This is a genomic window from Spirosoma validum (genome assembly GCF_014699035.1).
Classification (GTDB): Bacteria; Bacteroidota; Bacteroidia; order Cytophagales; family Spirosomataceae; genus Spirosoma; species Spirosoma validum.
This window is the reverse complement of record NZ_JACXAA010000009.1, coordinates 103,913-130,074: the sequence shown is the minus strand read 5'-3', so window position 1 is coordinate 130,074 and position 26,162 is coordinate 103,913. Positions and strand designations below refer to the sequence as shown.

The window sequence follows — 26,162 nt, the reverse complement described above, 5'->3', positions numbered from 1 at the left end:
TTAATAACCTCGATTTGATTTTTTATTAAACTCAGCTTGTCGCTTCTCCATCGTGGCCTGCATGGCTTCGGAGAAATCGTCGGACTGGAGTTGGCTCGAATTCCAGACCGCTACGTATTGAAGACCGTCTTCAATGGATTTATTCAGGCTATAATTCAGCACCCGTTTAGCGCCCTGAACTGCCGTGGCGGGATTATCGGCAATTTGTCGGGCCAACGTAGCAGCCGCTTCGAATAACTGATCGGGCGTATCGTATACATGATTGACCAGCCCGATACGTTCCGCAAAGGCAGTATCATAGTCAGCGCCTGTAAACGCCATTTCTCGGGTGAAACCCTGACCAATAATGGCTGGAAGAAACTGTAATCCTCCAATGTCGGGCGTGATGGCAAGCTTGGCTTCGCGTAAGCTGAATTTGGCGTCACGGGAACAGAGCCGGATATCGGCAGCAGCGATCATATTTACTCCGCCACCAATACACCAGCCATGTACAGCAGCAATGACTGGTTTTGGCGATTCGTGCATTTTTTGAAATCCCAACTGCATTTGCCGAATCTGTGCCATCAGGTCCATCCGTTGATGCGCCAGTACAGTACCGGTCGTCATCTTGCCTAACAGAGGCATCATTTGCGGTATGTTGAGTCCATAACTGAAATGATCACCACGCCCTCGAAAGACGATACAGCGAATGTCATGCATCCGGTTGATCTCATCCATTGCGTTGGGTAACTCCTCCCAAAACTCCGGCCCCATTGCGTTGCCTTTCCCAGGTCCGAGTAACGTAACGGTCATAACGCCGTTGATCTGTTCGAAGGCTAAAGCCTGATACGTTTGTTCCATAACAATAGTATGCTTGCATACAATAGCCTAAATGTAACAGACTCTATGTATTGGTCAGGCATGATGGTCAAAAAAATTACCGAACTCATTTTCCTGATCGGGTGGCACCGAGTCAACTTTCTTTCCGCTCCAACTGTTGCATTCACAACCATCCGACTCTCGTTTTATACTCGTCATGCATTTCGATACGCTCGCCCTCCGCGCTACGCACCATCCTGACCCTGACACAGGGGATGTTGTTGCACCCATTCACCTGTCAACGACGTTTGCTCGTAACGAAGCGAATGAGCTGCCCGCCAACTATACCTATGCCCGTCCGAACAATCCCACGCGCGAAGCACTGGAAAAAGCATTGGCTATGCTTGAAGGGGGCACCGTCGGTATGGCGTTTGGGTCGGGACAGGCAGCTACCATGACGTTGTTTCAGGCGTTACGTCCGGGTGATCATGTGTTGCTCTCGACTGATGCGTATTACGGCACACCGGCGTTGCTCGAACAAGTATTTCACCCCTGGGGACTTACGTATACGCGTGTACACATGAACGATCTGGATGCAGTGAAAGCGTCGATCCACGAAAATACCCGCGTTGTGTGGTGCGAAACACCGTCTAATCCGATGCTGGATATTACCGACCTATTGTCTGTCAGTCGATTAGCGCACGAGGTCGGGGCGATTTGTGTCTGCGATAATACATGGGCAACGCCCGTCCTGCAACGCCCGCTCGACCTGAACTGCGACGTGGTAATGCACTCAACCACGAAGTACCTTAGCGGCCACAGTGACGTATTGGGGGGAGCTTTGATTTTCAAGCGGGATAATGAGTTTACGCAGCGTGTACGCATGTTACAGGGATTGTCCGGAGCAGTCCCATCGCCCTTTGACTGCTGGTTAGTGAGTCGTGGGATTAAAACATTGGGCGTACGTGTGCGGGCGCAGAGTGCAACGGCTCAGGCGGTTGCTGATTTTTTAGACGACCATCCAGCCGTTGAGAAAATACATTATCCGGGCTTAGCCAACCACCCCGACCGAGCTATTATTCATCAACAGATGAACGGACCGGGCGCCATGTTATCGGTACAGGTGAAGGGTGGACAGGAAAAAGCGCTTCAATTTATCGGTAAATTGAAACTGTTCGCCCGGGCGACAAGTCTTGGTGGGGTTGAAAGCCTGATTGAACATCGGGCCAGCGTAGAGGGATTAACGTCGGCAACTCCGAAAAATCTGCTACGTGTTTCTATTGGCCTGGAACACGCCGAAGACTTAATCGCCGATTTAGCCCAAGCCTTACGATAAATCAGCGGTTAACCACAGAGCCACAAAGTAATGGAGTTTAAATTTTGCGAAAGCTCCGTGTACTTTGTGGCTCTGTGGTTAATAAAATTAGTTGTCAGTTATCGAAACCGTTTGGGGACAATACGGGGCATTGGCTTCAGAAATTGAGTCGGTGGTTCAGCAGGCTGGCGGTGGCGAAGGTACTTCTGCTCCATTATATACGTAACGGACGTATCAGGCACTTTGATCGGCATATTGTCCAGCGTAGCCCGCATCACGTTCTTGGGGTCCGAATGATACCGATAAAACGAATTGTTCGGGCGAGAATTGGGCATGTGATCTGGCGGGAATACCTCCGGTATTGAATCACGACGAATCAGTTGAGCTGGGGATTGCGCATATGCACAGCCCGAGAGAAACAGTAGGGCAAGTAATGTTTTCATAAGCCAGTCGCGTTGAATTAGCCTGCTACTAGGATGCAAAGACCCTTACAAATCCATAAACGTTGCAGTTGACTCTGCTTTACTCTTGAAACTAAAGGGTAAACGGTGTGGTTTTCTAACTGTATTTGACAATCACATTAATGAAAATTGCCCTCGTTTCCACCTCATCACGCAAAAACAGCAACTCGCTGCGTTTTGTCAATTACCTCCGGCACGTACTGGCCGAAGAGGGTCAACATGAGGTTACGATCGTTACGTTTGAGGATTACGATATACCGTTTGTTGGTCAGGGATCTGTAAAAAAAGATACATTGACGTCGTTTCAACAGGAGCTGATCAGTGCCTGGGAAGCCGCCGATCTGGTCATTTTTGCTATGCCTGAATACAACTGGACAGCTCCTCCACAAGCCACGAATGTTGTTCATCAGTTGGGAGGCCCTGCGTTTAAGCATTTGTTCGACAATAAAGTCTTCGCGATGGTTGGTATTTCCAACGGACGCGGGGGTCGTCAGCCCGCGTTGGATATGACAACGGTAGTGAACAAACTGATTAGCTTCACAAATAGCTACTCTATCGTATCGCCAAAGTTGTATGAATCACACGAAACCGACAAAAACCTGGACGAAAACGGCCATTTTGCCGGCCATGAAATTTATGAACGAACAACACGGGCGTTTTTGACGTATACGCTGAACGTAGCACAACGGTGGATGAGTCCCAGTTTGGTGGAGAAATAACCCTAAAACGAGTCTGATTAGTAAAGGGTCTGAAGAATTCACTTCAGACCCTTTTTTTATGTAAAAGTTTGTCTGATCTAGCCAAAACAAAAGAACATTACTGTCGCATTTCCCTCCTTCTATTGTCGGCCTTACCCCCCTTTAGTTAGAACGCTTTATACCATTTTTGTCAGAGAAAGGTACATCGCACATAACCGTATAAACAACGTACCAATGAGAAAAATTAGCCTGTACATGAACATGTCGCTCGATGGTATCGTGTCGGACCCGGATAAATGGATGTCATTCAGCGACGAGATCCTGGAAGAATCGCTGGCCGCTTATGATCAGTACGATGCCAGTTTGATGGGAAGTAATACGTATCCTTCCATGGCCGATTACTGGCAAAATGCGGAAAAGTCATCCCATTCGGCTCTTGAGCACTCGTTTGCCAAAAAGATAAACGAAATCCGGAAAATTGTCATATCCTAATCACCAGTCGACCTGATCTGGGCCAATTCTGAACAGTTGACGAGTAAAGACTGGGGATCTTTCGGGCAGGAAATAGAGAAACTCAAAAACAGTGACGGCAAAACGATTCCCATTGAAAGCGGTCTGAAAACCTGGCAGCTATTTTTAGAGAATGGCCTTTTCGATGAGTTACGACTCGTGATTCATCCGGTCATTGCGGTTCAAGGCGACAAACTGTTTTCTGATGAATCCGCGAAGGTAAGCTTGCATCTAATGAGTAGTAAAGCTCACAAAAATGGGGTTACCAGCTTGACATATCAACGGAGGTAAGCTGCCAAAAAACTACTACGTTCATAATTGACTCCGTATCGCTGCTGTGTCGGAATCACCCCTGTTTTTGTCGTTTTCACCCTCCCCACGCAGCTAAAAATTAGCTTACATTTAACTGATTAATAACCAATACCAGTAAACAATATGCAAAAAATTACCACATTCCTGACATTTAACGATCAGGCTGAAGAGGCTGCTAATTTGTACACCTCTGTCTTCAAAAACTCAAAAATCGTCAACGTTTCCCGGTACGCAAAAGGAGGGAATATGCCTGCTGGAATGGCAATGACCGTTACGTTTGATCTTGACGGTCAGAAATTTACAGCTTTAAATGGTGGACCGCATTTTACGTTTTCCGAAGGTATCTCGCTCTCTGTCGACTGTCAGAACCAGGAAGAAGTCGATTATTTTTGGGAGAAGCTTTCTGAAGGTGGCGAACCTGGCCCGTGTGGCTGGTTGAAAGATAAGTTTGGTGTATCCTGGCAAATTGTCCCCTCGGCATTAACCAAATTGTTGCAAGATAAAGACCCGGAGAAGGCAAAGCGAGTCATGCAAGCCATGTTGAAAATGAGTAAAATCGACATCGCTACATTAGAGCAAGCATAAAGACGTCGTTATTCGAGTTCATTGATTGTCATTTAGCTGTTATCAGTCGTTTGACTGCGAGATGGACAACTAATTGACAATCAATAGCTATTCATAATAAACATGTCGCGTCGTGAAGTGATTTCACTACGTATCAGACCAAGTCTATTTCACTAATTCCTTCTGATATAAGCCCACTAACGTATCGACGGCGTAGTCAATCTCCTCAGTTGTGTTGTATTTTCCGAACGAGAACCGAACGTAACCACGCTCAGGGTCTACTTCCGGCAAAGCGGCCAATACGTGTGAACCAACACTTGATCCGCTCGAACAGGCAGACCCACCCGAGGCCGAAATCCGGGCGATGTCCAGACTGAACAACAGCATATCGCTCAAGTCCGACGCTGGCAGACTGACGTTCAATACGGTGTACAAACTGTTTCCAACATCTGCCGAATTACCGTTGAACTGGACGTCGGGCATTTTATCACGGAGCCGCTCAATCATCCGGCGTTTCAGCGACGTAATGTGGTGTTTGTGATCATCCATATCGCGGTACGCAATTTCCAGCGCTTTCGCTAAACCGACAATACCATACACATTTTCGGTACCGCCCCGCATGTTACGCTCCTGCGCTCCCCCATACACGAACGGATGAATTTTTACGCGTTCAGCATTGACATACAGGAAACCGACTCCTTTAGGTCCGTGGAATTTGTGACCAGCGCCCACGATAAAGTCGACCGGCAGTTGTTGCAGATCGTGCCGAAAATGACCCATCGTTTGTACCGTATCGGAATGAAAAATAGCGTCGTATTCCCGACATAGCTCCCCTACCCGGTTCAGATTCAGCAAATTACCGATCTCGTTGTTCCCATGCATAAGCGAGACCAGTGTTCGTGGGTTTTGGCGTAGCAGTTCTTCCAGATGCGTCAGATCAATGTGTCCTTTGGGATCAATGTTGACCATACTTAGCCGAATGGTACCCTGTTGTTCGAGGTGTTGAAGCGTGTGTAAAACGGCATGATGTTCCAAAGGGGACGTAATGGCGTGCGTCAGACGGTAGGTTTCAATACTACTCCGAATGGCCGTATTATCGGCTTCGGTACCGCCTGACGTAAAGAAAATTTCGGCGGGCGAGGTGTTGAGTAACGATGCCACCGTTTTGCGGGCTTTCTCGATCGCTGTACGAACCGTTCGGCCATGACTGTGTATAGACGATGGGTTACCGAACTGCTCCGTCATAAGCGGCAACATAGCGTCTAAAACTTCAGAATCGAGTCGGGTCGTAGCGGCATTATCTAAGTAAACGGCAGCGGCTGGTGTCATCGCAATTCAGATTTGTCTATCCTGCAAAGGTACGGCGAATGCCGTTACTGATGAAACACTATTCAAATCTGAGTCGTTCTCGTAGCAGTACTTCTTCTCTCTACAATGGATTTTTCGCAGGCTGCCGGACTGATCTACGCCGAGTTAACAACCTGGACTCGCACCGCCATCCGCTATTTACCAAAGCTGGCCGTCGCGATTCTACTGCTGGTTATTTTCACTTTTTTATCGCGCTGGCTCAGCCGCTGGGTAATTCGTGGACTGGCTCGGGTCAGCACTAACGTATCGCTCGTTAACCTGACGGGGGCCGTGGTTCGCGTTTTTGTTGTGGCCGTTGGCTTGTTTGTCGCATTGGGGGTGTTAGGTCTGGACAAGACTGTGACTTCACTGCTGGCGGGCGCGGGTGTCATTGCGCTGGCCATTGGCTTCGCCTTTCAGGACTTGACGGCCAATTTTATTTCGGGCACTATGCTTGCGCTGGCTCAGCCTATTCAGGTTGGTGACATCGTGGAGACCAACGGCTACACGGGTAAAGTACTGGATATTAAGCTACGTTCAATTGTCATTGATAACGGGCAGGGGCAAACCGTCGAGATTCCGAGCAAGGACGTCTTTCAGAAACCAATCAAAAATTTTTCCCGCATTGGCCATCGACGGATCGAAGTAGCTGCCGGTGTGTCGTACATAGACGATCTGGCAACGGCCCAACGTGTGGCTACAACAGCTGTTTCCCAGTTACCGTTTGTGGTACAGAACCTCCCCGTCGATTTACATTATCGAAACTTCGCAGACGCTAATATTCAGTTTGTCATCTGGTTCTGGATCAATCCAACGGTGACAAATCCCCAGACCGCTTTGAGTGAAGCGATCATTGCCGTCAAGCGCGCGTTTGATGAAAATAACATTCTGATTGTCTTTGCTGGCCAAACCTTTGACCTCAAACAGAAACTGGCTGACCAAAAAGCGCAGTAACGTAATGGAGATTTGTAGCTGTCACAAATGACTTCTAGATTAAAAAGGGATTAAACATTCCCAGATTCGCATCGGTTAGCGTTTGGTGTAACTTCCCAGTACGTATCGTGAATCGTTCTTTGCTTGTCTTCTTTCTGTTGGTTACCGTATCGGTTCATGCTCAGACGTATCGGGACCAGGTACTAAATCGAACCGTTTTTTGGTCGGAGATAAATCTGGTTTATAAGACGGGTGGCAAATGGAGTTTTCAACTTGACCATCAATACCGCAGGCAGGCCGACGACAACAATGGGCGCGATCTGAATGCGTTTCGCCACCCACTCCTTCAGGTATTTCGCCCCTGGATCAGTTATCAGCTTTCAGAACCCGTCCGGCTATCGCTCTCACCCGTTGGCTTCTGGTGGAACTGGGGCCGTGTGAATGAGTATCAACCCACTACGTTCTTTCAGGAAATCCGCGTTATTCCGCAGCTTCAGATCACCAAACCCATTGGCGATGGAGAACTTATTCAGCGTTTCCGCACGGAACTTCGCTGGGCATCACTCACCGATACACTCGCCAATGCCTATGTATTCTTATCCGATGGCGAATCGCAACAAGTATTGGCCGATCGTTTCAACGTCCGACTGCGGGGAATGGCGCGCTGGATCAATCCCGTTTTCAAACGGAATAAAGAAGACAACCGCTGGTATTCTCACCTCAGCATTGAACCCATGCTGGTTTTGTCAAAATCGGGCGTACGTTTTGATCAGAATCGAACTTACGTAGCGCTGGGCCGTAAAATCCAGAAGCATATGCGAATCGAGCTCGGCTATATGAATCAGTTTACCGTACAACGGACTGAAGCGGATCTGGTACGTTTGTTTCGTTTCAATCACGCTCTGCATTTATACGTCTATCTGGAGAATGGTCGAAAATCCAAAGCAGGACTAGATTCGGGGCCAGAAGAGTAACGAATCGACAGTCTTTCGACAAAACAACATTACATCCTGAACGCTATCATTAATAGTATTAAATAAAAGAATAATACTGTTTTACTATATCAATAAATCAATTTAACTTAACGTAACAATTAACAGTTATGAAAACTTTACTGCTATGAAACGTGTCATCGTTATCAGTTTCGCTCTGCTGTATATTACTACGCTTGCCTGGTCTCAAGGCATTACCCGCACGACCCAAAGTATCATTTTTTTACCCATAGATACGGCTCCCAGTATTGATTACAAATACCGTGATGGCACGGCTTTATTAACTGACGGGCGCTTGCTGAAAGGACGTTTTCAGTACAACGGAAGAAAGATTTTTGTGTATCGTGCTTCCAGCCAGGCCGCCAAACAGCGAATTGCTCTGTCAATGATTAAACGCCTTGTTCTGGCGGGCTCCGACACCTTAGTCACGTACCGCAGCGACTCCACAGTCTTTGTCCGGCTGGGCAACCGGCTGTTACGTCAGTTGACCGATGGCTCACCAATGGTGCTGGACCGTAAATTTGCCGTTGATGAAGATCGCGGCAAAACCGGCCGTCGCATGTTCGTCCTGGATGAAGATGGAACGGTTCGTAAATTTACATCGCTACAGAAATTCAACAGATGGTTTTATGCTTACCGGGAGCGATCAGGCAAACAAACATCCGACACTTATCTGAACCAAAGTGAAATTGTTAAGGCTGTTGCCCGGCTCAATGAATAATAATCGCTATACAAAAAAAGCTCGCTACGTATAGCGAGCTTTTTTTGTATAGCGATAAACGTATCTGCTTATTCTTTCTCTTTTTTGTATTGCTGAATAATCTTGTACAGGGCCTTCTGTTTTTCCAGTTCCGGGAAGAACTCAAACAGTTGAACATGGGCATCATAATCAAGGGTAAGAGCTGCTTCCAGTTGAATCAGGGCTTCACGGTAATGGCCGGCATGAATCAGATAAACAGCAGATCGATAGTATAAATCAGCCTCCTGCGGCATATCATTTACTCCTGCCTGGATGATGTCATTGGCCCGCAAAAAATCTCCCTGATCAAACGGCACCAGCGACCAGGTTAAATAAACATCCGGGTTTTCAGCATCGACCTCAGCCGCTTTCTCGAACGCTTCAATACTCGACAATACGTTCCCGATTTTATATTCGGTTTCGGCTATAGCCAGGTAATATTCACCATTCTGATCGTTCAGCTTAACCGCTTTTTGCAAAAACGGCAGCGCTTCATACCACTTGCCGGATTCGCTCAGGCAAACGCCGATACCATACCAGGCTTCGTCCCACATGGAGTCTAACTTGATAGCCTCGCGGTATTCTTTAATTGCTTCGGGTAGGCGATCCTGCTTTTCTAAACTGGCACCGAGATGACAGTACGTATCGGCCGTAGCCTCTTCGTATTTTAGTGTTTGCCGATAGCAGGCTTCAGCCTTCTCAAACAGCCCCAGGTTCATGTACGTATTGCCCAGATTGAAATGCGCGGAAGCAAAATCTTCCTTGATAATGACCGCATAATCGTAGGCTTCAGCGGCTTCTTCGTACCGCGCTAATTTACTGTAGGCAATACCGATGTTATACCAGGCATTATACGAATACGGGTCAGCGTCAATCAGTTGCTGGTAATACGTCAGGCTATTTTCCAACTCGCCCGTTACGTCTAAGCAAAATGCTAATTCATACAGGGCGTTTTCGTTGTTAATATTCAGCGCTATCGACTTCTTATACTGCGTAATGGCCTCGGCATATTTGCCCCAGCTCTGATAACTCTGCCCCAGTTGAAACAGAATATCATCCTTATCTTCAGCGCGGTCAAGGAGTTCTTCCAGTACCTGGATCGACTCTTCATAGCGCCCGGCCATGTTCAGGACGGAGCCCTGCATAAACGGTACGTCGAGGTCACCAGGATTAAACAATGAAGCCCGTTCCAGTAACTCCAGCGATTCGTCGAACCGTTGAAAATTAGCCAGAATCTGGGCTTTATCGAGCATTAACTCCAGCGCGTAGGGAAAGTTTTCCAAACCGGATTCGGCGGCTTTAAACGCCTTGTCTAAATCACCCTGGTTGAGGTAGTGCTCAACCATTTGCTCGTAGACATCCAGGTCGAAAAACTGGCTTTGCTGCTGGTCCAGCATCTGCTCGAAACGCCGGATTGATTCTTTAATATCGCCTTCTCGTTCTTCGAACTCTTGCTCCATACTATTGCCTGAAAAATGTTTGGCGGATAGGGGCCGCGCCAATGGCGCGATTTATCCTTTGGCACTTCAATATAAATCCAAAAAAGCTAAACTCCAACCCCATTCTTAAAAATTTACAATTTGGCTAAACGGTCTCTAAAGGCGTCTGCCACACCCCGGAGGGTTTCGCTCAGCGGTCGGTATTGGAAATCAAGTAGCTGCTCAATTTTCCGCCCATCGTAGGCATATAACGAACTTGACGACCGGGCCGTTTCGCGGGTAATCAACGGTGCTTTGCCCATCAACCACGCTCGCACAGCTTCTAATGGCCAAAGCAACTTTGTTAGTACAGGTGGTATACGCATGGTTGGCGGACGCTTATCCAATACCGCTGCTATCTGTTCTAACAAGGATTGGTACGGAATGGTGCCCCCGCTCAGGATGAAGCGTTCAGCCGTTACGTCGGACTGCATCAGCCGGACAAGCGCATCCGTAACGTCGAGAACATCGACGTAATTGACTAAACCGGCGGGATAAAACGGTCGCTCGTCGTGTACGTACTTAATCAGTTGTAAGCTACTCCGGCTCCAGTCGCCCGTTCCCAGAACAATTGACGGGTTGACCATAACGGCATTTAAACCTTCGGCCACGCCCCGCCAGACTTCCAGTTCCGCCCGATACTTACTTTTGGCATACGCTGAGTTATTGGGCGACTCTTCCCACTTCAGGGTTTCGTTGATACGTATTGGCTCATTGGTATTTTCACCCTTTGCTGTCGGACGACCAATAGCCGCTACAGAGCTAACGTAACCGAGTTTTCGAACACCAGCTTTCAGGCAAACATTCACTACGTTAGCCGTACCCTCTACATTGATACGCTCCATCCTGTCGCGGTCTTTCGGCACAAACGAAACAATAGCCGCTGCGTGAATAACGTCAGCAACTGGCTGTATCGCTACTTCTAGAGAAGGAATATCCAGGACATCGCCTTCATGCCAAATGATCTGTTCTGCTATATCGTCCAGCATCCCGTAACCACTTTGAGGTCGGTACAAAACTGAAACCGGATGACCATCCGCCAGATACCGCCGGGCGATGTGTGAGCCAATAAAACCGGTTGCGCCAGTAATGAAAACCGGATTACGTAGTGATGATGTCAATTGAAGTTTTTGATTTCGACCCAGTTGAGGAAATTATTCGTATTCGACGTGTTGTTCTCCATAGCAGACCGGCTGTAGTCTTTTTGTAAACATAACAACGTTCGGGCCTGAATTGCTAATTTTGCGCACCAATTACCGGATTATGTCTCTCGAAAATCCCCAACGCTATACCGTTACGGCGGCTCTCATCTACGCCAACGGACCGATACACATCGGCCATATTGCTGGTTGTTACCTACCCGCCGACATTTACGTACGCTACCTGCGCTCAACGGGCAAAGACGTCGCCTTTATCAGCGGTACCGATGAACACGGCGTACCAATCACCATTAAAGCCAAAAAAGAAGGAATCACACCCAAAGAGGTCGTCGACAAATATTACGTCCAGATCAAGCAGGCGTTTCAGGATTTTGGCATCTCCTTTGATATTTACTCGCGCACCTCGAATCCGATTCACCACGAAACTTCGCAGGAGTTTTTTACAAAGCTTTACGATAAAGGCGATTTCGATGAGGAAGTCACCGAGCAATACTACGACGAAGTTGCCGGACAATTTCTGGCAGACCGCTATATTGTCGGTACGTGCCCGGTCTGTGGTAACCCGAACGCATATGGCGATCAGTGCGAACGCTGTGGCACGGCGCTCAGCCCAACTGAACTGATTGAGCCGCACTCTACTTTGTCTGGCTCGAAGCCCGTTATGCGCTCGACCAAAAACTGGTTTTTGCCACTGGATCGGATGCAGCCCGATATCGAGAAGTACGTTAACAGCCATACCGAATGGAAAACGAACGTATTTGGACAGTGTCAGTCGTGGTTGAAGGAAGGACTACGTCCCCGCGCGATGACACGCGACCTGGACTGGGGCATCAAAGTACCGTTACCCAATGCCGACGGTAAAGTTCTTTATGTTTGGTTCGATGCGCCGATTGGCTATATCTCCATGACCAAAGAATGGGCCGCTGAACAGGGCCGCGACTGGGAGTTGTACTGGCGCGATGAGCATACCAAGCTGGTACACTTCATTGGCAAGGACAATATCGTTTTCCACTGCATCATCTTCCCGGCGATGCTGATGGCCGAGGGTAGCTATATTCTGGCGGACAACGTACCGGCCAACGAATTCATGAACCTCGAAGGTGACAAAATCAGTACGTCGCGCAACTGGGCCGTCTGGCTGCATGAGTATCTGGACGAGTTGCCGGGTAAGCAGGATGTACTCCGTTACGTTCTGGCGGCCAACGCGCCCGAGACCAAAGACAGTGAGTTTACATGGAAGGATTTCCAGGCACGTAACAACTCTGAATTGGTTGGTATTCTGGGCAATTTCGTGAACCGGGCGGTTGTGCTGACGCACAAGATGGCCGATGGACACGTGCCCTTACGTCGCGAACTTACTGAATATGATCATCAGATACTGGACGAGTTGGCGCAATTCCCCGACCGAATCGGACAATCTATCGGAAACTATAAATTCCGGGAAGCACTGGGTCACCTGATGGATCTGGCGCGACTTGGCAATAAATACCTGGCCGAAACCGAGCCGTGGAAAGCCATTAAAACCGACCCGCAGCGAGCCCATACGATTCTGAACATCGCCCTGCAAATCACGGCAAACCTGAGTATCGTTTGTGAGCCATTTTTGCCGTTCACGGCGGAGAAGTTGCGGACTCAACTGGCCATCACCGAGCATTTCAACTGGACGAATGCGGGCCGGGCTGACTTACTAATTGAAGGCCACGCCTTGGGACAGGCGCCCGCCGGCCCATCCGACTTGATGTTTGCCAAAATTGAAGACGACGAAATCAATAAACAGATTCAGAAATTACTGAATGCCAAACGCATGAATGAATTAGAAACCAAGACTGTGCCGGAATTACGTAGTGAAATTACGTACGATGATTTTGCCAAAATGGATATACGCATTGGCACGATCACCGAAGCCGAGCGCGTACCGAAAAGCGATAAACTGCTGAAATTAAAAGTTGACGATGGTCTGGGCGGACGGCAAATTCTGAGCGGTATTGCCAAGCATTTTACGCCGGAAGAGGTCATCGGTAAGCAAGTTACGTTTCTGGCAAATCTGGCTCCCCGCAAGATGATGGGGCTAGAATCACAGGGAATGATCTTGATGGCCGAAGACCGCGACGGGAAATTATCGCTCATCACGCCGGGCGAATCCGTCTGGAACGGCGGAACGGTCAGTTAGGCAGGGCAAACCCTGTTTCGGTCCTACCTAAAAAAAGCCGGAAACGTAACTGTTTCCGGCTTTTTTGTTAACTGAGTCTCAACTATCGCTTGTTATATAACCAAAACACAATCAAAACATATGTTAAGTGGTAGAGTAAAACTTTTAGAGCATAACAACGGTCAGTATAACCTTTGTGGTACGAGAGCGAAAGTCCTGTTTAAGCCTAAGCGATACAGAACAGTCAGCCTTAGAAGATAGGGTTCGCAACTCAGCCTGTCATTGGATTCGCCAACGAAGTCAAGCCCTTTTATAGAGTCATGCAGGCAAAGACAGTAATACGATAGCAGAGCTGTATGGAACTTATCCGCCATCCAGGCAAACAATAGTGGTATCGATAACGCTTCATTCCACAAATCAGCCGATATCAAAGCAAAAATGAAGGCGTGGAAAGCGAAAAATTTATAGTTTCAATTTTTGCCTCCCTACGCTTCTGAACTCAATCTAATTGAAACGCTCTGGTATCACATCAAACATTTATGGCTCAAAATCGAAGATTATGACAGTACCAATACGCTGAAAAATAGGTGATTAACATCATTAGTCAAATAAAAATCAACTATACGATTACTTATACTTGACCACTTAATTCTCGTTTCCCACAACCCATAACTAACCAATAACACTCTTTCTCCTGTTTCTTGACTCTTGTCTCTATATTCTGTTTCCTGCTAAAATTTTTCTTCGACTAATCCTACAGAAACAATCATCGCCTGGTTGTTTCCTACGGACCCCCTGCCGTCGCTCTCAGGGATTACCTCTTAATCATTCTTTACATGGAAGATGTAAAAAGTTTTGAGACCGCTCTCCTCAAACGGCTTTCACACGCCCAATTCGACAAAGAGTTTTTACGTTCGGCTTCCAGTTCAATCATGGAATTCCGTAAAATGGGATACGACGTAAATGGAGCCTTTCCCATGGGCAAACTTGCGTTTGATTCCATCCTGATTCGCGGCACCATTAATCCGGAGGCATTTACTCGTATCAAAGACCTGTTGAAAGTGCCTACCCTTAAAACCTTCGAGGTTTTTCCAATAGGCATCATTGGTCCTGATGTATTCCAATTTAAGGCGACGTTAGGCCTGTAAGCAATGGAAACGACGGAACGCATCCGTTGTTCTGAATCGGCCCCGAATCATCCGGGCCGATTCAGAACCATTCAAATTCATCCGACCCGGAAATGCAATCTGACCTGTCTGCACTGTTATTCTTCCTCGTCTCCGCACCTGAAAGAAATGCTCGATCCGGCCGCTCTGAGCCGTTTTCTAGTGTATGCCCGTCGCGAAGGATTCAATACCATTTCCGTATCAGGCGGGGAACCGTTTATGTATGCTCATCTGGAAGAAGTACTGACCCTGGCCCAATCGGAAGGCTTCAATACGGGCATTGCAACCAATGGCATGTTGCTGAAAACCGACCGTGCCCACCGGATTTTGGAGCATACGGATCTGGTAGCCGTGAGCATCGACGGTCCTCCGTATCTGCACGATTTCATACGGGGCCAGCCGGGAGCATTTGATAAGATGTTCGAAGGTGTTCAGGTGCTGAAACAGCATAACAAACCCTTTGGATTTATCCATACGGTGACGCCCGAAAGCTGGGCATCGCTGATCTGGCTGGCCGATTTTGCGTACGAACAAGGAGCTCAGTTATTGCAACTGCATCCGCTGGAGATGGCCGGACGGGCAGGCGAACAGTTACAAAACCACGTGATTGATGATACGCTAGCGCATCAGATTTTTATTCTGAGTCATTACATCAAGTCAAAATATGCTAACCGTATGCTGGTACAGCTGGATTTGCTTCATCGGGAATACATACGGACCTTTCCAGAGGTGGTGAATGCGTTTGCGGCAGGCCCGCCCGAAAATCCCCGACTTTCAGATATACTGGATACAATTGTGGTAGACGAACGGGGCCGCATCATTCCGGTAGCGTATGGATTTAATGAGAATCTGATTATCGGAAATGTGCATACCTTTTCGGATACGGTTTTTGCGGATTATCTGCATCGACAAATGCCTGTCTTACAGAATGTTTTCAACCAAACCATGCAGAAAATCCATACGGATGTTCAGTCGGATATTGTGAATTGGAACGAAATCCTCATCAACGAAAGCATACAGGCAGCCTAGTGATCCACAAGCTCTTCGGCTGAAAAACAACCGGAGCAACAGGGCAATCCGTACCTTTGACGGGTATTGTATCTGTCGCTGCGTATCATAGATTCTCTGAAAATCACGCTTGTTCAAACGTCGTTGCATTGGGAAAACCCGGTGGCCAACCGTACCATACTGGAAGAAAAACTGGCTGACCTCACAGAACCAACGGATTTGATTGTATTGCCGGAAACGTTTACCACAGGTTTTACAATGAATCCAACACCCGTATCCGAAATTGTGAATCTGGATACGACCCGCCGGTTACGGCAAATTTCTGCTCAGTATCAGGCCGTTGTTACGGGAAGTTTCGTTGTAAAGGAAATCAATACTATAATCGGCTCGTATGGATGCAGCCCGATGGTTCGGTTGATACGTGCGACAAGCGGCATTAGAATCTGTATTTACTGCTTTTTTGAGGCTAACTAATCCTATGAGGCAGTAGAAAATATCGTTGAATCAGATGAGCGTAGAGATGACCGCACGGGCGGCCCCGATCTTTCCAAACAAGATCGGGGCCGCCCGTGCGGTCATCTCTACGCTCTAATTTTACACCTCAGCCACATTTTTAGTTTTCTTCATTACCCGTTTGTGAGGCTCGCTTACGGCTACTCACAATCTTACTATCCAGTGTTTTACTGTACATCCTGACCGGTTCATTGACAAGAGTACTCCCAATATGTCGAGTTGCAATTATTTCATACTCAACTACGTCGTTAACCTGAAGAACCCAATAATACACATTTCTGAAGCGTCGCCACACATTTCTCTTCTCATTGGAATATCCCCAGATATCCTTTTAGGAATTGTTTTATGTTCACCATTACGTAGTGTCAGCTTCATGTTCCCGGCTAGCAAATGTCTACCTGGTCTTATTCTGGTAACCGAGTCTACTGTATTAGCCTGGTTGATATCAGCACTGGTATACAAAACGCGATTAGGCTGAGTCGTTAAGGTCGCAACCGTTTTAGGCGAGCAGCCGCCTAAAACAACAAGGATAAGGAACGCGAGCTTTTTCATGACTGTAGGCAATATGTGCCCCGGATAAACTGTATTCGTTTATCTAAAGTTAAACCAAGATAGTCACTTTTACCCTTTGATGGCGTGATCCGTTTTTACATCCTGTCCCGACCAGATTTTTTTAGCTGTCCAGTCAGTAGATGGGGAGGTCCAGAACGTATCAGAAGCGGGTAAGCCCAGCGGCAAAAACGCTACGGAGCATAAGTATAAACTTCCCGTTGAGATATAGGTTTCGCCGATGGCCGGTTGGTGGCCACACAGACCAATTTGCAACCAGCCTTTCGCATCGAACGTACCGGAAACATCCATTGTCCGGTGAATTACAGCTGTCAGTGCCGAGCGCACCTGACCGGGAGATAGCTCTGGCGGCAAATTTTTCTGTAGTGCGATTTGCGATAGTAGTTGAAACGCACCACACCGATACGCCAATGATCGCCCGAAAGCGGCAAAGGAGCCATCAGGAGCGATTAGACGTTCCTGAATTATCGCGTACCGCTGCGCCCGTACCAGCAACGATTCATACAAGGCTTTGTCGGCTTTCTTCGCATCAACCAATACCTGCACAACGTCCAGCATCATCGGTTGGATGACATAGCTGTTGTAATAATCCCAGTGAAAATCAGCCCCGTCGCCATAAGCACCATCCCCTTTGTACCAAGCCTGATGCTGCCGAATCGCGTAATCCATCCGGACTTCATCGCCCAAACCCGTGTATTTGAGTAAAGCCGCTTCGACCATTGCCGTAAACAGTAACCAGTTATTATATCCTGGTTTGATGACTCGACTCGCCTGTAACGCTTTTATTACGTTAGCCTGCTCATCAGGACGTAGCGCGCTCCATAATTTAGGCGAACGGACCAATCCATGCGCCAGAAAAGCCGCATCGACTAACGGCTGTCCCCCGTTCGTAAAATTCAGATAATCGGGCGATTGCGGGTTAATGCCATTCGCAATGGCTTTGTGAGCGAGGTCCAGATAGCGCTGCCGCAAGCGACCTTCCGGCGAGTCATCGGCATCCAGCTCAAGCCAGGGAGCCAGCCCCGCCATGGTTCGACCGAGGGCTTCGAGATGAGAAACCGCAATTCGGCTTTCCTGCTGGCCTGGTGCCGACTCAATGGGCATCGTGGCTTTCAGTCGATTTTGAGCCAGCGCATTCAACACTGGATCGGCAATTTTTAACAAGGTTTGCAACCAATACGCCCGATCATCGGTAGCCGTAACGTTTGTTGAGATGTCTTTAACAGACGTAATGTTTTCTTTTTCATTGAGAGCTTCCCAACTGATGGGTAATGCGGTGACAAGTCGGGTAAATGTCCGCCGTTTCATAGTTTCTTTTTTCGCAGGTTCTTTTCAACAAAGCGATCGTACCTGATTTTTACTGATTCCGGCAATAGTCGGCAAATCGCAATCTGGCTGAAACGTTCGATTTGAAAATGCTGTTACGTTTCTGAACTCGCCATTTCCATTGTCTGTGAACGAAGAACAGAAAAGTGCCGGAGCGCCGGCCGCCGGTCGAATATTTGATCTGGACATTCTACGACGGTTATACTCATTCATAAAGCCGTACCAAGCCCGTTTTTATTTGCTGGTTGGTATTATTCTGGTAGCCGCCTGCCTGGCTCCCCTAACTCCCCTACTCATTCGGTACACCATCGATAACGTGATCGCCCTGGGCGACTATCAGCGTCTGACGCTCATGCTGATCCTAATGATTGGTGTTCTGGTGGTACAGGCCATTGTCCAGTTTTTGAATACGTATCTGTCAGGCTGGCTGGGTCAGTACGTTATTCGTGATATTCGGGTGCAGTTATACCAAAAAATTCTGCATCTACGACTCAAGTTCTTCGACAACACGCCGATTGGCCGGCTGGTAACGCGCTCAATTTCGGATGTCGAAACGCTGGCCGATGTGTTTAGCGAAGGGATGGCAGCTATTGCAGGCGATATATTGCAGTTAGTACTAATCATTGGCGTGATGTTCTACACTGACTGGCGACTGGCGGCCATCAGTCTGTCGACGATTCCGCTAATGCTAATCAGTACGTATATTTTTAAAGAAAAGATCAAGAAGTCGTTTAACGAGGTGCGTACGGCGGTGGCTAACCTGAACTCGTTCGTTCAGGAGCACATCACCGGCATGAACATCGTGCAGATTTTTGGCAGCGAAAAAATCGAGGCCGAGAAGTTCCGAATGATCAATGATGAACACCGCGCTGCCAATATTCGCTCAATCTGGTATTATTCGGTCTATTACCCCGTGGCCGATATTATTTCGGCCGTTGCCGTTGGGCTGGTCGTTTGGTACGGTGCCCAGCAGATCATTAGCTCAGACGTTACGTTCGGGACAATCACAGCGTTCGTGATGTTCATCAACCTGTTTTTCCGGCCGATTCGAATGCTGGCCGACCGTTTCAATACGTTGCAGATGGGCATTGTCAGCACCGATCGTATTCTGAAACTTTTAGACAGCGACGAGTTCACCGTCAACAACGGCAGTTACGCACCAAAAACTATTCGGGGCGAGGTTGAATTTAAGGATGTCTGGTTTGCCTACAACGATGAAGACTGGGTGCTACGTGACATTTCGTTTCGGGCAAAGGCGGGCGAAACGGTAGCGTTTGTGGGGGCAACGGGTGCAGGAAAGTCGTCCATCATCAACCTGCTGAGCCGATTCTACGACATCAATAAAGGCGAGATCAACATAGATAAGGTCGATGTGCATGACTACGAACTCGGTCACCTGCGCCGGAATATTGGTGTTGTTTTGCAGGACGTTTTCCTGTTCTCCGACACCATCGAGAATAACATTACACTCGGCGACAAGACAATAAGTCGCGAAAAGATTGTTGAAGCCGCCAAATTGGTTGGCGTCCACGAGTTCATTGAGCGATTGCCGGGTGGCTATGAATACAACGTAATGGAACGTGGCTCTACTCTATCGGTTGGTCAGAGGCAGTTAATTTCGTTTGTACGGGCGATGGTGCAGGACCCTAAAATTATCGTACTTGACGAAGCTACGTCTTCTGTCGATACCGAAACCGAAGAGATGATTCAGGATGCCATCAGCAAGCTCATGAAAGGACGTACTGCCATCGTGATCGCTCACCGTCTCTCGACCATTCAGAAAGCCAACAACATTATCGTGGTCGATAAAGGACGTATCGTGGAGCAGGGAAATCACGAAGAATTGCTTCAGCAGGAAGGCTTCTATGCGAACCTGTATCGGATGCAGTATAAAGAAGTTGTGTAAACAGCCGTTTACTTTCCGAAAATCCGTTCTTCTTCTTCAGACCCGGCCCCAGATGTACCTTCTGTAATTACGTCATGCCCTGATACGTTTGGCTTAGCATTCGTTAGTCCGGGACCACTGCCGTCAAGCGCATAGGCAATTGAATCGGCCAGTTTATCGGGCGCAAGTTTTGCTTCCTTCTCTTCTTTGACAGGTTCAGGATACTGTTCGTTGGCATCCTGTTTAATTACTTCTTCGTCGGCATTGGGATCATTTTCCATACCGGTTGGTACGTGACGGGAGTCGTTGCCGGACAGATCACTGGGATCGGGCGTGAAGTAGCGCATAGCTGTTGATGAGTCTGTTTCTGTTTTATAACTCACACAACGGCCCGGCTGTTTGAGAAATAATCTATGCCAGGCCAAACGCACAAGTCACCGACCAATAACCATGTACCAGCCGGTGAACTATACTACCAACCAAATCAGCTCGTTTGTCACTACAGACTTAGCAGTCGAGCCTAACTTCTGTTCTACTGCTTCACCATCCGCACCGTCCAGCTTTGCGTAGAGGTACTGGCCCGTAGCAAATACACACCCGCTGACTGCCCCAGCCGGATGGTTCGGGTTTCGGTTGTTGCCTATCGACTCCATTGACGGCTACCTAGGCCGTTTGCCCACAATGGGGTTACCCATCACTATTTACCCCCCAGGCTGTGCCGTCGGAGGCTACCGATACCTGAGTCAATAAAGCCGTAGATGTGGGCTCGTCCCAGTCTGTACCCGCGCTATTCAGCCGAAAAACATGGTTATTGGTGCCAATACCCCAAATCAGGCCACTTTTACCGACGGAAATTTGCTTTAACAACCCTTTGGGAAACTTTTCCCACGATAAAGTGGGGGTTGGTGGCGTTTCTTCTTTTTTGTATCCTCCCCGAGCCAGGGTTCCGGCAAGGACAATCATTGCTAACGTTTTCTTTATAGTATAGATAGAAAAATAATGCCTACTCCCTTAAAGGTTTTCGGCGAGGCCTTTTTATTGATTTTACTGCACCATACCGCTGCTGCCACCGTAGTATACTTTACCATTTTTATCGACAACGCAAGCCGAACTTGACAGATTACTGCCTACCAAAAACTCCCATTTCTTAGCTCCGGTAGCGGCATCGACAGCGTATAACGTCTTTGTTGAAATACTTCCGCCAAATAGGACTCCATTTGCTAAAACTGAAGAAACGTCATACTTCGTACCAACAGAGTTATTCCATTTTTTCTGTCCGGTAGCTGCATCAACCGCTACTGACAAACCCACATAGACAACTCCATTCTGAACAACGGGTCCGGCAGGATCATAGGATAATTCATTGGCCGTATATTTCCACTTTTTAGTTCCAGTTGTAGCATCTATCGCGTAAAGACTCTGGGTCCAATCGGTTATATACACGACCCCATTCGATACAGTTGGCGAAGAAGAAGTTGTATTTCCATCAATCGTAAAATCCCATTTTTTTGCCCCGGTCGCAGCATCCAAAGCTTGAAGTTGTTTGCCGTTTGTTGTAACGGTGTAGACTAATCCGCTCATAACGGCAACAGAATATTCTCCTACCGAGTAAGAGCCTCCAGTTGTGGCTTCCCACTTCTTAGCTCCGGTAGCGGCATCAATTGCATATACGTATCTTCTGTTTCTTGCGGAAGCATATACTGTCCCATTCTCAACTACAGCATTCGTTAATATGTCGGCTCCCGAAAATTCCCATTTTTTTGTGCCCGTAGTCGCATCAATTGCGTACAATCTGTTAAAGGAGTCAGGAATATAAATTATCTTATCAGAATAAGTTGGGGCAGAGCCCGTAAATCCATTAGGCCCGGAAAACTCCCACTTTTTAGCGCCTGTACTGGCATCAATAGCAAGGAGTTTTTTATCACCACCCCCAAAGAATACAACCCCATCGGCGTAAATCGGGGAAGAGTAAACTACCCCATCCGTTAGATACTCCCACTTTTTTGTACCTGTACTTGCATCAATAGCGTACAGCTTTTTGTCGTCGGTGCCGCATATGAATAGTACGTCATTTGCGGTGGAAGCAGTATTCGTACTCTCCTTCATCACACTCACCGTATACGCTTGAGTGCTGCCATCCTCGGCTGTAACGGTATAGGTCACCGCTTTGGAGAAATCCTGCGTCACACCCGACACAGGTGAAACCGTCGCTTTATCCGATACAGTAATGGTAGGCACCAATTTCGTTACGTCCGTACCCGATGCAACGGTGGCCGAAATAGTTTTGGCCGTCGCGTCAATCGTGCCCGTTACAGCGGGGCTGAGGCTGTTGAAGGAAAAGGCCGTGATGGCTTTAGCCGAGCTTTTGGTGGTTGTGGTGCCGGTAGTTGAGCCAGGACCAGTCGTGCCCCCAGGCGGCACGACTGGGTCTTCTTTCTTGCAAGAGACAACCCACAACAGCATCAGGCAAAACAGGGTGGATAGAAATGGAAATGGAGTTTTCATTGGTTTGTTTGGTTTGAAAAATGGGGTAAATAGATTTGAAAATTCGTTGCCTAAGAGCTGAGGTCCGTTGGCGTTACTGCACGACCCATCTCCGGGTGATGCCATTTACCGTTATCAGGTAAATTCCGGAGTCAGGACGGTTTTGGGAAAAGCTGTACGCTGCTTTCCGAGACTTTTTTGCGATCAAATGGCAGGCTCTCCCCCTGAAGCGTCGACAGGCCAATTATTGCCGTGGGCGCTACGTCGAGGGTTTACAAAGGTTCCGTTGGAGGGAGCCCTGCTAATGAAAAAGGGGCTAAAACTTAGTAAAAGCAGAAGTCGTTTCATGGCCTGTATAGTATAAAAATGGTGTGAGTAAGCAACTGATCAGTAGCTGATTGCAACTATGGCCTCTAAGTTGCGGGGATCAGTTACGTCAATGCCAGTGAGTCCGGGTGAGCGGCAGACTTTTCAGGGTGAGTGAACCAGTTTTCCGGGTAGATGAGGAAACGGTAGCTATACAGCTTACCAAAGACATGTGACAAGTAAATTATACACTTATGCAAACCTGTATACAAAATTCAGTAGTCGAGCCGATCCTGATTACGGATCAATCAGTAACCCGCTAAAACCTGCCGTTCACCCCGTCCAGACGGCAATTGGCAGGTAACGTATTGAGAAGGCCGGATTTAAGTTGTAGGTTCGATGCACACACCCGTTCTTATGCACTACGTTCATATTGTGTCACTTGCTCTGCGCTGCCCGACAGTCGCTACGGCCTTTATCAGGCAGGTGGAACGCTGGCAACGCCCAGATGCCGCTACTGGTTTGTTTTATACAATACAGCCGAACAGTTCCTTTTCGCTGGATAAGCTGGTCGATACGTTCCGGATACAGGAAGGTAGTCTGCTGCATTTCGGGTACATCTGTATGCTAATGGGCCTTTGCCTGTTTTTAGGTTTGTTCTCGTTTGTTCAGAGCATCTACAGTCAGGACGTTACGTACCGGAACTGGGCGTTTTATCTGTGGTCTAATTTCCTGATGTTTCTGGCAGCCCTTAATTTCATATTCAAACTGGATATACTGAATCTGGGTCACAAGCCCTGGACTAGCTCAGCGCAGTTTCTGGTTTTTTCATCTTATCTGCTGTTTATCAATTCCTTCCTTGAGATCACCCGTCACCAGCCGAATTTAGTATTTCTAATCAGGTGTATCAGATGGCTGCTGGCCGCTGGGTTTGCCTATTCGATATGGGCCGTATCCAATTATAAAAAGCTGGGCTCCGTCGTTGACTACGCTGATGGATTCACGTTCATTATTTATGTCTTGATTTTACTACTGTTCATCCGGATCGTGAAATCGGGTATCCCACAAACGCGATTATTGATAATCGGCTCAATGGGTGGTCTCCTGATGGGCGTGGTGGCGGCTGTACTTGATCAGTTCAATGTCAATCGGTTTGAATCCTTCTATTTCGACCCAGTTGTTGTCTTTTCCATAGGTGTTGTTTTTGAGCTTACCTGCTTCTCACTGGCTCTAAGTCAGCGAACACGCCTGATCCAGTTAGAAAATCAGCAATTGCAGCAAAATTATACCCGACAACTAGAGCAGGATCTGGCCACGCGCATCACAACAATTCAGACCCAGAATCAGCTTCTTGAAGAAGAACGATTACAACGAATCATCAATGATTTCAATCAGAAGATTGCTGAAACCGAGATGGCTGCCCTGCGGGCTCAAATGAATCCCCACTTTATCTTTAATTGCCTCAACTCCATCCAGTTCTTCACCGCGCAAAACAATCCTGAAAAAGCCTCCGATTACCTCACCAAATTTTCCCGACTCATTCGGCTGGTGCTGGAAAATTCCAAATCCGAGCGCGTTACGCTGGCTAACGAGTTAGAAACCCTGCGGCTCTACATCGAGATGGAAGCTATGCGCTTTCCTAATAAACTCCACTATCAGATTCAGATCGATAAAGAGATTGATCCTGAGTCGATACAGTTGCCCCCCCTGCTGTTACAGCCCTTTGTGGAAAATGCCATCTGGCACGGGCTGATGCACAAAGATGAAGGCGGCACGGTTCGTATCGTCGTGCAACAACCGCAGGAAAACCTGCTGCACGTCGAGATAACCGACGATGGGGTGGGGCGCAAACAGGCGGCTGAGTTCAAAAGCAAATCGGCCACCCGAAAGAAATCCTTCGGTCTGAAACTGACGGCCGACCGCATTGCCTTGATCAACCAGTTATATCATACCCAAACCCAGATTAACGTAATTGATCTTATTGATAATCAGGGCAATTCGAAAGGAACCAGCGTCATTGTTAATATTCCAACTTAAACCCATCCACCTCTGAAAACATGATACGTGCTATTATCATTGACGATGAGCCTAATGCCGTGGGTTTGTTAGCCCTAAGGCTTTCGCAACACTGCCCGCAAGTGGAACTAGTAGCCTCCTGTACGAATAGTCACAAAGGCGTACAGGCTATCCTGGATTATCAGCCTGACGTGGTGTTTTTAGATATCGAAATGCCCCAGATGAACGGTTTTCAGGTTCTGGAAGCTGTGAGTGGCGTTTCTTTTTCGCTGGTCTTTGTTACCGCATACGACAAGTTTGCATTAAAAGCCTTCCGCTACAGTGCGGTAGATTATTTATTAAAGCCAATTGATACACAGGAATTGATCCAGGCTGTTAACCGGGTCGAAAAGCAGAAAAAGACCACCCCTGAGCAAGTAGACCACCTCAAACAACAGTTGCACGGTACGACAAAGCAACTGCCCGATAAAATTGCCCTGCCTTACCAGAATGGCGTTACGTTCGTTGATCTGAAGGACATTATCTACTGCGAATCGGACGATAATTACACCAAATTCTATCTAATAGACGGACAGCATTATTTAGTGACCAAGCCCCTGCGTGACATCCAGGAATTACTCGAAGATCGGGACTTTCAGCGGATACACCGGCAGTTTTTCATCAACCTCAACCATATCAAAAAATTCGTCAGGGGCGAAGGCAATTATTTAATTATGGTGAATCAACAGAGTATTCCGGTATCACGGGGGCAGAAAGATCGGCTCCTTGAACGATTTGGCTGGCTATAATCTAAACCCAAACATCCACATACCATGCTAACCATCCGCCAGAATTCGGTAGAGATGACGAGCAAACTCACCGCTCTCTACTCGCCTTCCCTGTATGATCTAACAAACCCCTCCCAAATACCCGCCTTTGTGCAGACATTGGCGGTGGAGGTAAAACCCGACGATACGAATTTCCTAAAAAACCAGGCTAACGTAGCTAATCCTTTCGGCACAGTTCGTTGCTCGGTCAATGTCGATCCAACCGTTATTTCTTCCTTTGATTTGCTTATCAAATTCCAATCGGCTGTTGGTAAACAGGTTCGGGTAATAGGCACCTGGTGCGACGACAGTCTTACAGGTCAGTCGGTTATCTGGCCCCTGAGCTTACTGGTTATCGAATACCCGGTGGAGGTGTACACCATCAATCACTGGCCGATTGCCGTATTTGACTTTGGGCTGCTGGCCTTTGCTCAGGCACCTTTACCCGCCGGATTAACAACGGATTCGGGTCCTTTTGTGAACGAAAGCCGGCTACTGACCACTAGCCTTACCTTCCCATATCCACCTTCCCCTGCGGCCGTACCGTTTGCGCGGGCTTACGAGTCAACACGTATCGACCGGGTAACTGCTGCTACGTTCGTGACACGCCCCGAAGTGACTAGTTA

At 47.9% G+C, this 26,162-nt stretch carries 25 protein-coding genes; 16 read left to right on the top strand and 9 right to left on the bottom strand.

The features are described from left to right. Nucleotides 1-840: a crotonase/enoyl-CoA hydratase family protein gene (locus IC230_RS22565; RefSeq protein WP_191041326.1), complete on the bottom strand. Its 840-nt coding sequence runs from the start codon at nucleotides 838-840 to the stop codon at nucleotides 1-3. Nucleotides 841-1,015: 175 nt separating this feature from the next. Here IC230_RS22565 and IC230_RS22560 point away from each other — a divergent pair, with 175 nt between their 5' ends. Beyond that, a complete protein-coding gene (locus IC230_RS22560) occupies nucleotides 1,016-2,134 on the top strand; it encodes a trans-sulfuration enzyme family protein (protein WP_191041325.1) in 1,119 nt (372 codons plus the stop codon). Between the two features lie 98 nt (nucleotides 2,135-2,232). Here IC230_RS22560 and IC230_RS22555 read toward each other — a convergent pair whose 3' ends face one another. After that, a complete protein-coding gene (locus tag IC230_RS22555; protein ID WP_191041324.1) occupies nucleotides 2,233-2,556 on the bottom strand; it encodes a hypothetical protein in 324 nt (107 codons plus the stop codon). A 140-nt stretch (nucleotides 2,557-2,696) separates the two neighbouring features. Between IC230_RS22555 and IC230_RS22550 the strand changes: the two genes are divergently transcribed. The 4 genes from IC230_RS22550 (at nucleotide 2,697) to IC230_RS22535 (ending at nucleotide 4,679) form a co-directional block, all read left to right on the top strand. Then, nucleotides 2,697-3,293 (top strand): NAD(P)H-dependent oxidoreductase, encoded by a 597-nt coding sequence (locus IC230_RS22550; protein ID WP_191041323.1) that lies wholly within the window; start codon nucleotides 2,697-2,699, stop codon nucleotides 3,291-3,293. A 213-nt stretch (nucleotides 3,294-3,506) separates the two neighbouring features. Continuing rightward, entirely contained in the window at nucleotides 3,507-3,764 is a 258-nt protein-coding gene (locus tag IC230_RS22545) for a dihydrofolate reductase family protein (protein ID WP_191041322.1), read from the top strand. A 36-nt stretch (nucleotides 3,765-3,800) separates the two neighbouring features. After that, nucleotides 3,801-4,073: a dihydrofolate reductase family protein gene (locus IC230_RS34825; protein ID WP_191041321.1), complete on the top strand. Its 273-nt coding sequence runs from the start codon at nucleotides 3,801-3,803 to the stop codon at nucleotides 4,071-4,073. A 144-nt stretch (nucleotides 4,074-4,217) separates the two neighbouring features. Continuing rightward, nucleotides 4,218-4,679, top strand: coding sequence for a VOC family protein (locus IC230_RS22535; RefSeq protein ID WP_191041320.1), 462 nt, complete (start codon nucleotides 4,218-4,220; stop codon nucleotides 4,677-4,679). 144 nt (nucleotides 4,680-4,823) lie between these two features. Here IC230_RS22535 and IC230_RS22530 read toward each other — a convergent pair whose 3' ends face one another. Continuing rightward, a complete protein-coding gene (locus IC230_RS22530; RefSeq protein WP_191041319.1) occupies nucleotides 4,824-5,987 on the bottom strand; it encodes a cysteine desulfurase family protein in 1,164 nt (387 codons plus the stop codon). 105 nt (nucleotides 5,988-6,092) lie between these two features. Between IC230_RS22530 and IC230_RS22525 the strand changes: the two genes are divergently transcribed. From IC230_RS22525 to IC230_RS22515, 3 genes are all read left to right on the top strand, one after another. Next, entirely contained in the window at nucleotides 6,093-6,959 is an 867-nt protein-coding gene (locus IC230_RS22525) for a mechanosensitive ion channel family protein (protein ID WP_191041318.1), read from the top strand. A gap of 107 nt (nucleotides 6,960-7,066) precedes the next feature. Beyond that, nucleotides 7,067-7,912: a DUF2490 domain-containing protein gene (locus IC230_RS22520; RefSeq protein WP_191041317.1), complete on the top strand. Its 846-nt coding sequence runs from the start codon at nucleotides 7,067-7,069 to the stop codon at nucleotides 7,910-7,912. Nucleotides 7,913-8,057: 145 nt separating this feature from the next. Then, nucleotides 8,058-8,651: a hypothetical protein gene (locus tag IC230_RS22515; protein ID WP_191041316.1), complete on the top strand. Its 594-nt coding sequence runs from the start codon at nucleotides 8,058-8,060 to the stop codon at nucleotides 8,649-8,651. Nucleotides 8,652-8,719: 68 nt separating this feature from the next. Here IC230_RS22515 and IC230_RS22510 read toward each other — a convergent pair whose 3' ends face one another. Both IC230_RS22510 and IC230_RS22505 read right to left on the bottom strand, forming a co-directional pair. Then, the gene (locus IC230_RS22510) at nucleotides 8,720-10,129 is read right to left on the bottom strand and encodes a tetratricopeptide repeat protein (protein WP_191041315.1); all 1,410 of its coding nucleotides are present in this window, start codon (nucleotides 10,127-10,129) and stop codon (nucleotides 8,720-8,722) included. Between the two features lie 113 nt (nucleotides 10,130-10,242). Continuing rightward, nucleotides 10,243-11,268 (bottom strand): NAD-dependent epimerase/dehydratase family protein, encoded by a 1,026-nt coding sequence (locus tag IC230_RS22505; RefSeq protein WP_191041314.1) that lies wholly within the window; start codon nucleotides 11,266-11,268, stop codon nucleotides 10,243-10,245. Between the two features lie 142 nt (nucleotides 11,269-11,410). On the opposite strand from IC230_RS22505, the gene metG reads away from it, so the two are divergent. From metG to IC230_RS22480, 5 genes are all read left to right on the top strand, one after another. After that, nucleotides 11,411-13,477 (top strand): methionine--tRNA ligase, encoded by a 2,067-nt coding sequence (metG, locus tag IC230_RS22500; RefSeq protein ID WP_191041313.1) that lies wholly within the window; start codon nucleotides 11,411-11,413, stop codon nucleotides 13,475-13,477. Between the two features lie 456 nt (nucleotides 13,478-13,933). Continuing rightward, nucleotides 13,934-14,047: a hypothetical protein gene (locus tag IC230_RS34820; protein ID WP_191041312.1), complete on the top strand. Its 114-nt coding sequence runs from the start codon at nucleotides 13,934-13,936 to the stop codon at nucleotides 14,045-14,047. Between the two features lie 245 nt (nucleotides 14,048-14,292). Continuing rightward, nucleotides 14,293-14,604: a hypothetical protein gene (locus IC230_RS22490; protein ID WP_191041311.1), complete on the top strand. Its 312-nt coding sequence runs from the start codon at nucleotides 14,293-14,295 to the stop codon at nucleotides 14,602-14,604. A gap of 3 nt (nucleotides 14,605-14,607) precedes the next feature. Then, on the top strand, nucleotides 14,608-15,651 hold the full coding sequence (locus tag IC230_RS22485) for a radical SAM protein (RefSeq protein ID WP_191041310.1): 1,044 nt from the start codon (nucleotides 14,608-14,610) through the stop codon (nucleotides 15,649-15,651). A gap of 123 nt (nucleotides 15,652-15,774) precedes the next feature. Further along, a complete protein-coding gene (locus tag IC230_RS22480; RefSeq protein ID WP_223860780.1) occupies nucleotides 15,775-16,104 on the top strand; it encodes a nitrilase-related carbon-nitrogen hydrolase in 330 nt (109 codons plus the stop codon). Nucleotides 16,105-16,764: 660 nt separating this feature from the next. Here the strand turns inward: IC230_RS22480 and IC230_RS22475 are convergent. After that, nucleotides 16,765-18,021: a DUF2264 domain-containing protein gene (locus IC230_RS22475; RefSeq protein ID WP_191041309.1), complete on the bottom strand. Its 1,257-nt coding sequence runs from the start codon at nucleotides 18,019-18,021 to the stop codon at nucleotides 16,765-16,767. 145 nt (nucleotides 18,022-18,166) lie between these two features. Between IC230_RS22475 and IC230_RS22470 the strand changes: the two genes are divergently transcribed. After that, nucleotides 18,167-19,945: an ABC transporter ATP-binding protein gene (locus IC230_RS22470; protein WP_191041308.1), complete on the top strand. Its 1,779-nt coding sequence runs from the start codon at nucleotides 18,167-18,169 to the stop codon at nucleotides 19,943-19,945. Nucleotides 19,946-19,953: 8 nt separating this feature from the next. On the opposite strand, the gene IC230_RS22465 is transcribed toward IC230_RS22470, so the two are convergent. The 3 genes from IC230_RS22465 to IC230_RS22455 all read right to left on the bottom strand — a co-directional run bounded on the left by IC230_RS22465 (nucleotide 19,954) and on the right by IC230_RS22455 (nucleotide 22,429). Continuing rightward, on the bottom strand, nucleotides 19,954-20,271 hold the full coding sequence (locus tag IC230_RS22465) for a hypothetical protein (RefSeq protein ID WP_191041307.1): 318 nt from the start codon (nucleotides 20,269-20,271) through the stop codon (nucleotides 19,954-19,956). A gap of 340 nt (nucleotides 20,272-20,611) precedes the next feature. Then, nucleotides 20,612-20,887, bottom strand: coding sequence for a tectonin domain-containing protein (locus IC230_RS22460; protein WP_191041306.1), 276 nt, complete (start codon nucleotides 20,885-20,887; stop codon nucleotides 20,612-20,614). A gap of 81 nt (nucleotides 20,888-20,968) precedes the next feature. Next, nucleotides 20,969-22,429, bottom strand: coding sequence for an outer membrane protein assembly factor BamB family protein (locus IC230_RS22455; protein ID WP_191041305.1), 1,461 nt, complete (start codon nucleotides 22,427-22,429; stop codon nucleotides 20,969-20,971). A 702-nt stretch (nucleotides 22,430-23,131) separates the two neighbouring features. On the opposite strand from IC230_RS22455, the gene IC230_RS22450 reads away from it, so the two are divergent. Both IC230_RS22450 and IC230_RS22445 read left to right on the top strand, forming a co-directional pair. Continuing rightward, nucleotides 23,132-24,751 (top strand): sensor histidine kinase, encoded by a 1,620-nt coding sequence (locus IC230_RS22450; RefSeq protein ID WP_191041304.1) that lies wholly within the window; start codon nucleotides 23,132-23,134, stop codon nucleotides 24,749-24,751. 20 nt (nucleotides 24,752-24,771) lie between these two features. Next, a complete protein-coding gene (locus IC230_RS22445) occupies nucleotides 24,772-25,518 on the top strand; it encodes a LytR/AlgR family response regulator transcription factor (RefSeq protein ID WP_223860778.1) in 747 nt (248 codons plus the stop codon). The last annotated feature ends 644 nt before the right edge of the window (nucleotides 25,519-26,162 follow it).

Bases quoted from the DNA above. Each gene is read 5' to 3' on its own strand.
- IC230_RS22485 (WP_191041310.1), top strand. From the start codon at position 14,608: ATGGAAACGACGGAACGCATCCGTTGTTCTGAATCGGCCCCGAATCAT.
- IC230_RS22525 (WP_191041318.1), top strand. From the start codon at position 6,093: ATGGATTTTTCGCAGGCTGCCGGACTGATCTACGCCGAGTTAACAACC.
- IC230_RS22460 (WP_191041306.1), bottom strand. From the start codon at position 20,887: ATGATTGTCCTTGCCGGAACCCTGGCTCGGGGAGGATACAAAAAAGAA.
- IC230_RS22530 (WP_191041319.1), bottom strand. From the start codon at position 5,987: ATGACACCAGCCGCTGCCGTTTACTTAGATAATGCCGCTACGACCCGA.
- metG (WP_191041313.1), top strand. From the start codon at position 11,411: ATGTCTCTCGAAAATCCCCAACGCTATACCGTTACGGCGGCTCTCATC.
- IC230_RS22490 (WP_191041311.1), top strand. From the start codon at position 14,293: ATGGAAGATGTAAAAAGTTTTGAGACCGCTCTCCTCAAACGGCTTTCA.
- IC230_RS22545 (WP_191041322.1), top strand. From the start codon at position 3,507: ATGAGAAAAATTAGCCTGTACATGAACATGTCGCTCGATGGTATCGTG.
- IC230_RS22445 (WP_223860778.1), top strand. From the start codon at position 24,772: ATGATACGTGCTATTATCATTGACGATGAGCCTAATGCCGTGGGTTTG.
- IC230_RS22455 (WP_191041305.1), bottom strand. From the start codon at position 22,429: ATGAAAACTCCATTTCCATTTCTATCCACCCTGTTTTGCCTGATGCTG.
- IC230_RS22550 (WP_191041323.1), top strand. From the start codon at position 2,697: ATGAAAATTGCCCTCGTTTCCACCTCATCACGCAAAAACAGCAACTCG.
- IC230_RS22535 (WP_191041320.1), top strand. From the start codon at position 4,218: ATGCAAAAAATTACCACATTCCTGACATTTAACGATCAGGCTGAAGAG.
- IC230_RS22565 (WP_191041326.1), bottom strand. From the start codon at position 840: ATGGAACAAACGTATCAGGCTTTAGCCTTCGAACAGATCAACGGCGTT.
- IC230_RS22475 (WP_191041309.1), bottom strand. From the start codon at position 18,021: ATGAAACGGCGGACATTTACCCGACTTGTCACCGCATTACCCATCAGT.
- IC230_RS22555 (WP_191041324.1), bottom strand. From the start codon at position 2,556: ATGAAAACATTACTTGCCCTACTGTTTCTCTCGGGCTGTGCATATGCG.
- IC230_RS22450 (WP_191041304.1), top strand. From the start codon at position 23,132: ATGCACTACGTTCATATTGTGTCACTTGCTCTGCGCTGCCCGACAGTC.
- IC230_RS22515 (WP_191041316.1), top strand. From the start codon at position 8,058: ATGAAACGTGTCATCGTTATCAGTTTCGCTCTGCTGTATATTACTACG.
- IC230_RS22510 (WP_191041315.1), bottom strand. From the start codon at position 10,129: ATGGAGCAAGAGTTCGAAGAACGAGAAGGCGATATTAAAGAATCAATC.
- IC230_RS22465 (WP_191041307.1), bottom strand. From the start codon at position 20,271: ATGCGCTACTTCACGCCCGATCCCAGTGATCTGTCCGGCAACGACTCC.
- IC230_RS22560 (WP_191041325.1), top strand. From the start codon at position 1,016: ATGCATTTCGATACGCTCGCCCTCCGCGCTACGCACCATCCTGACCCT.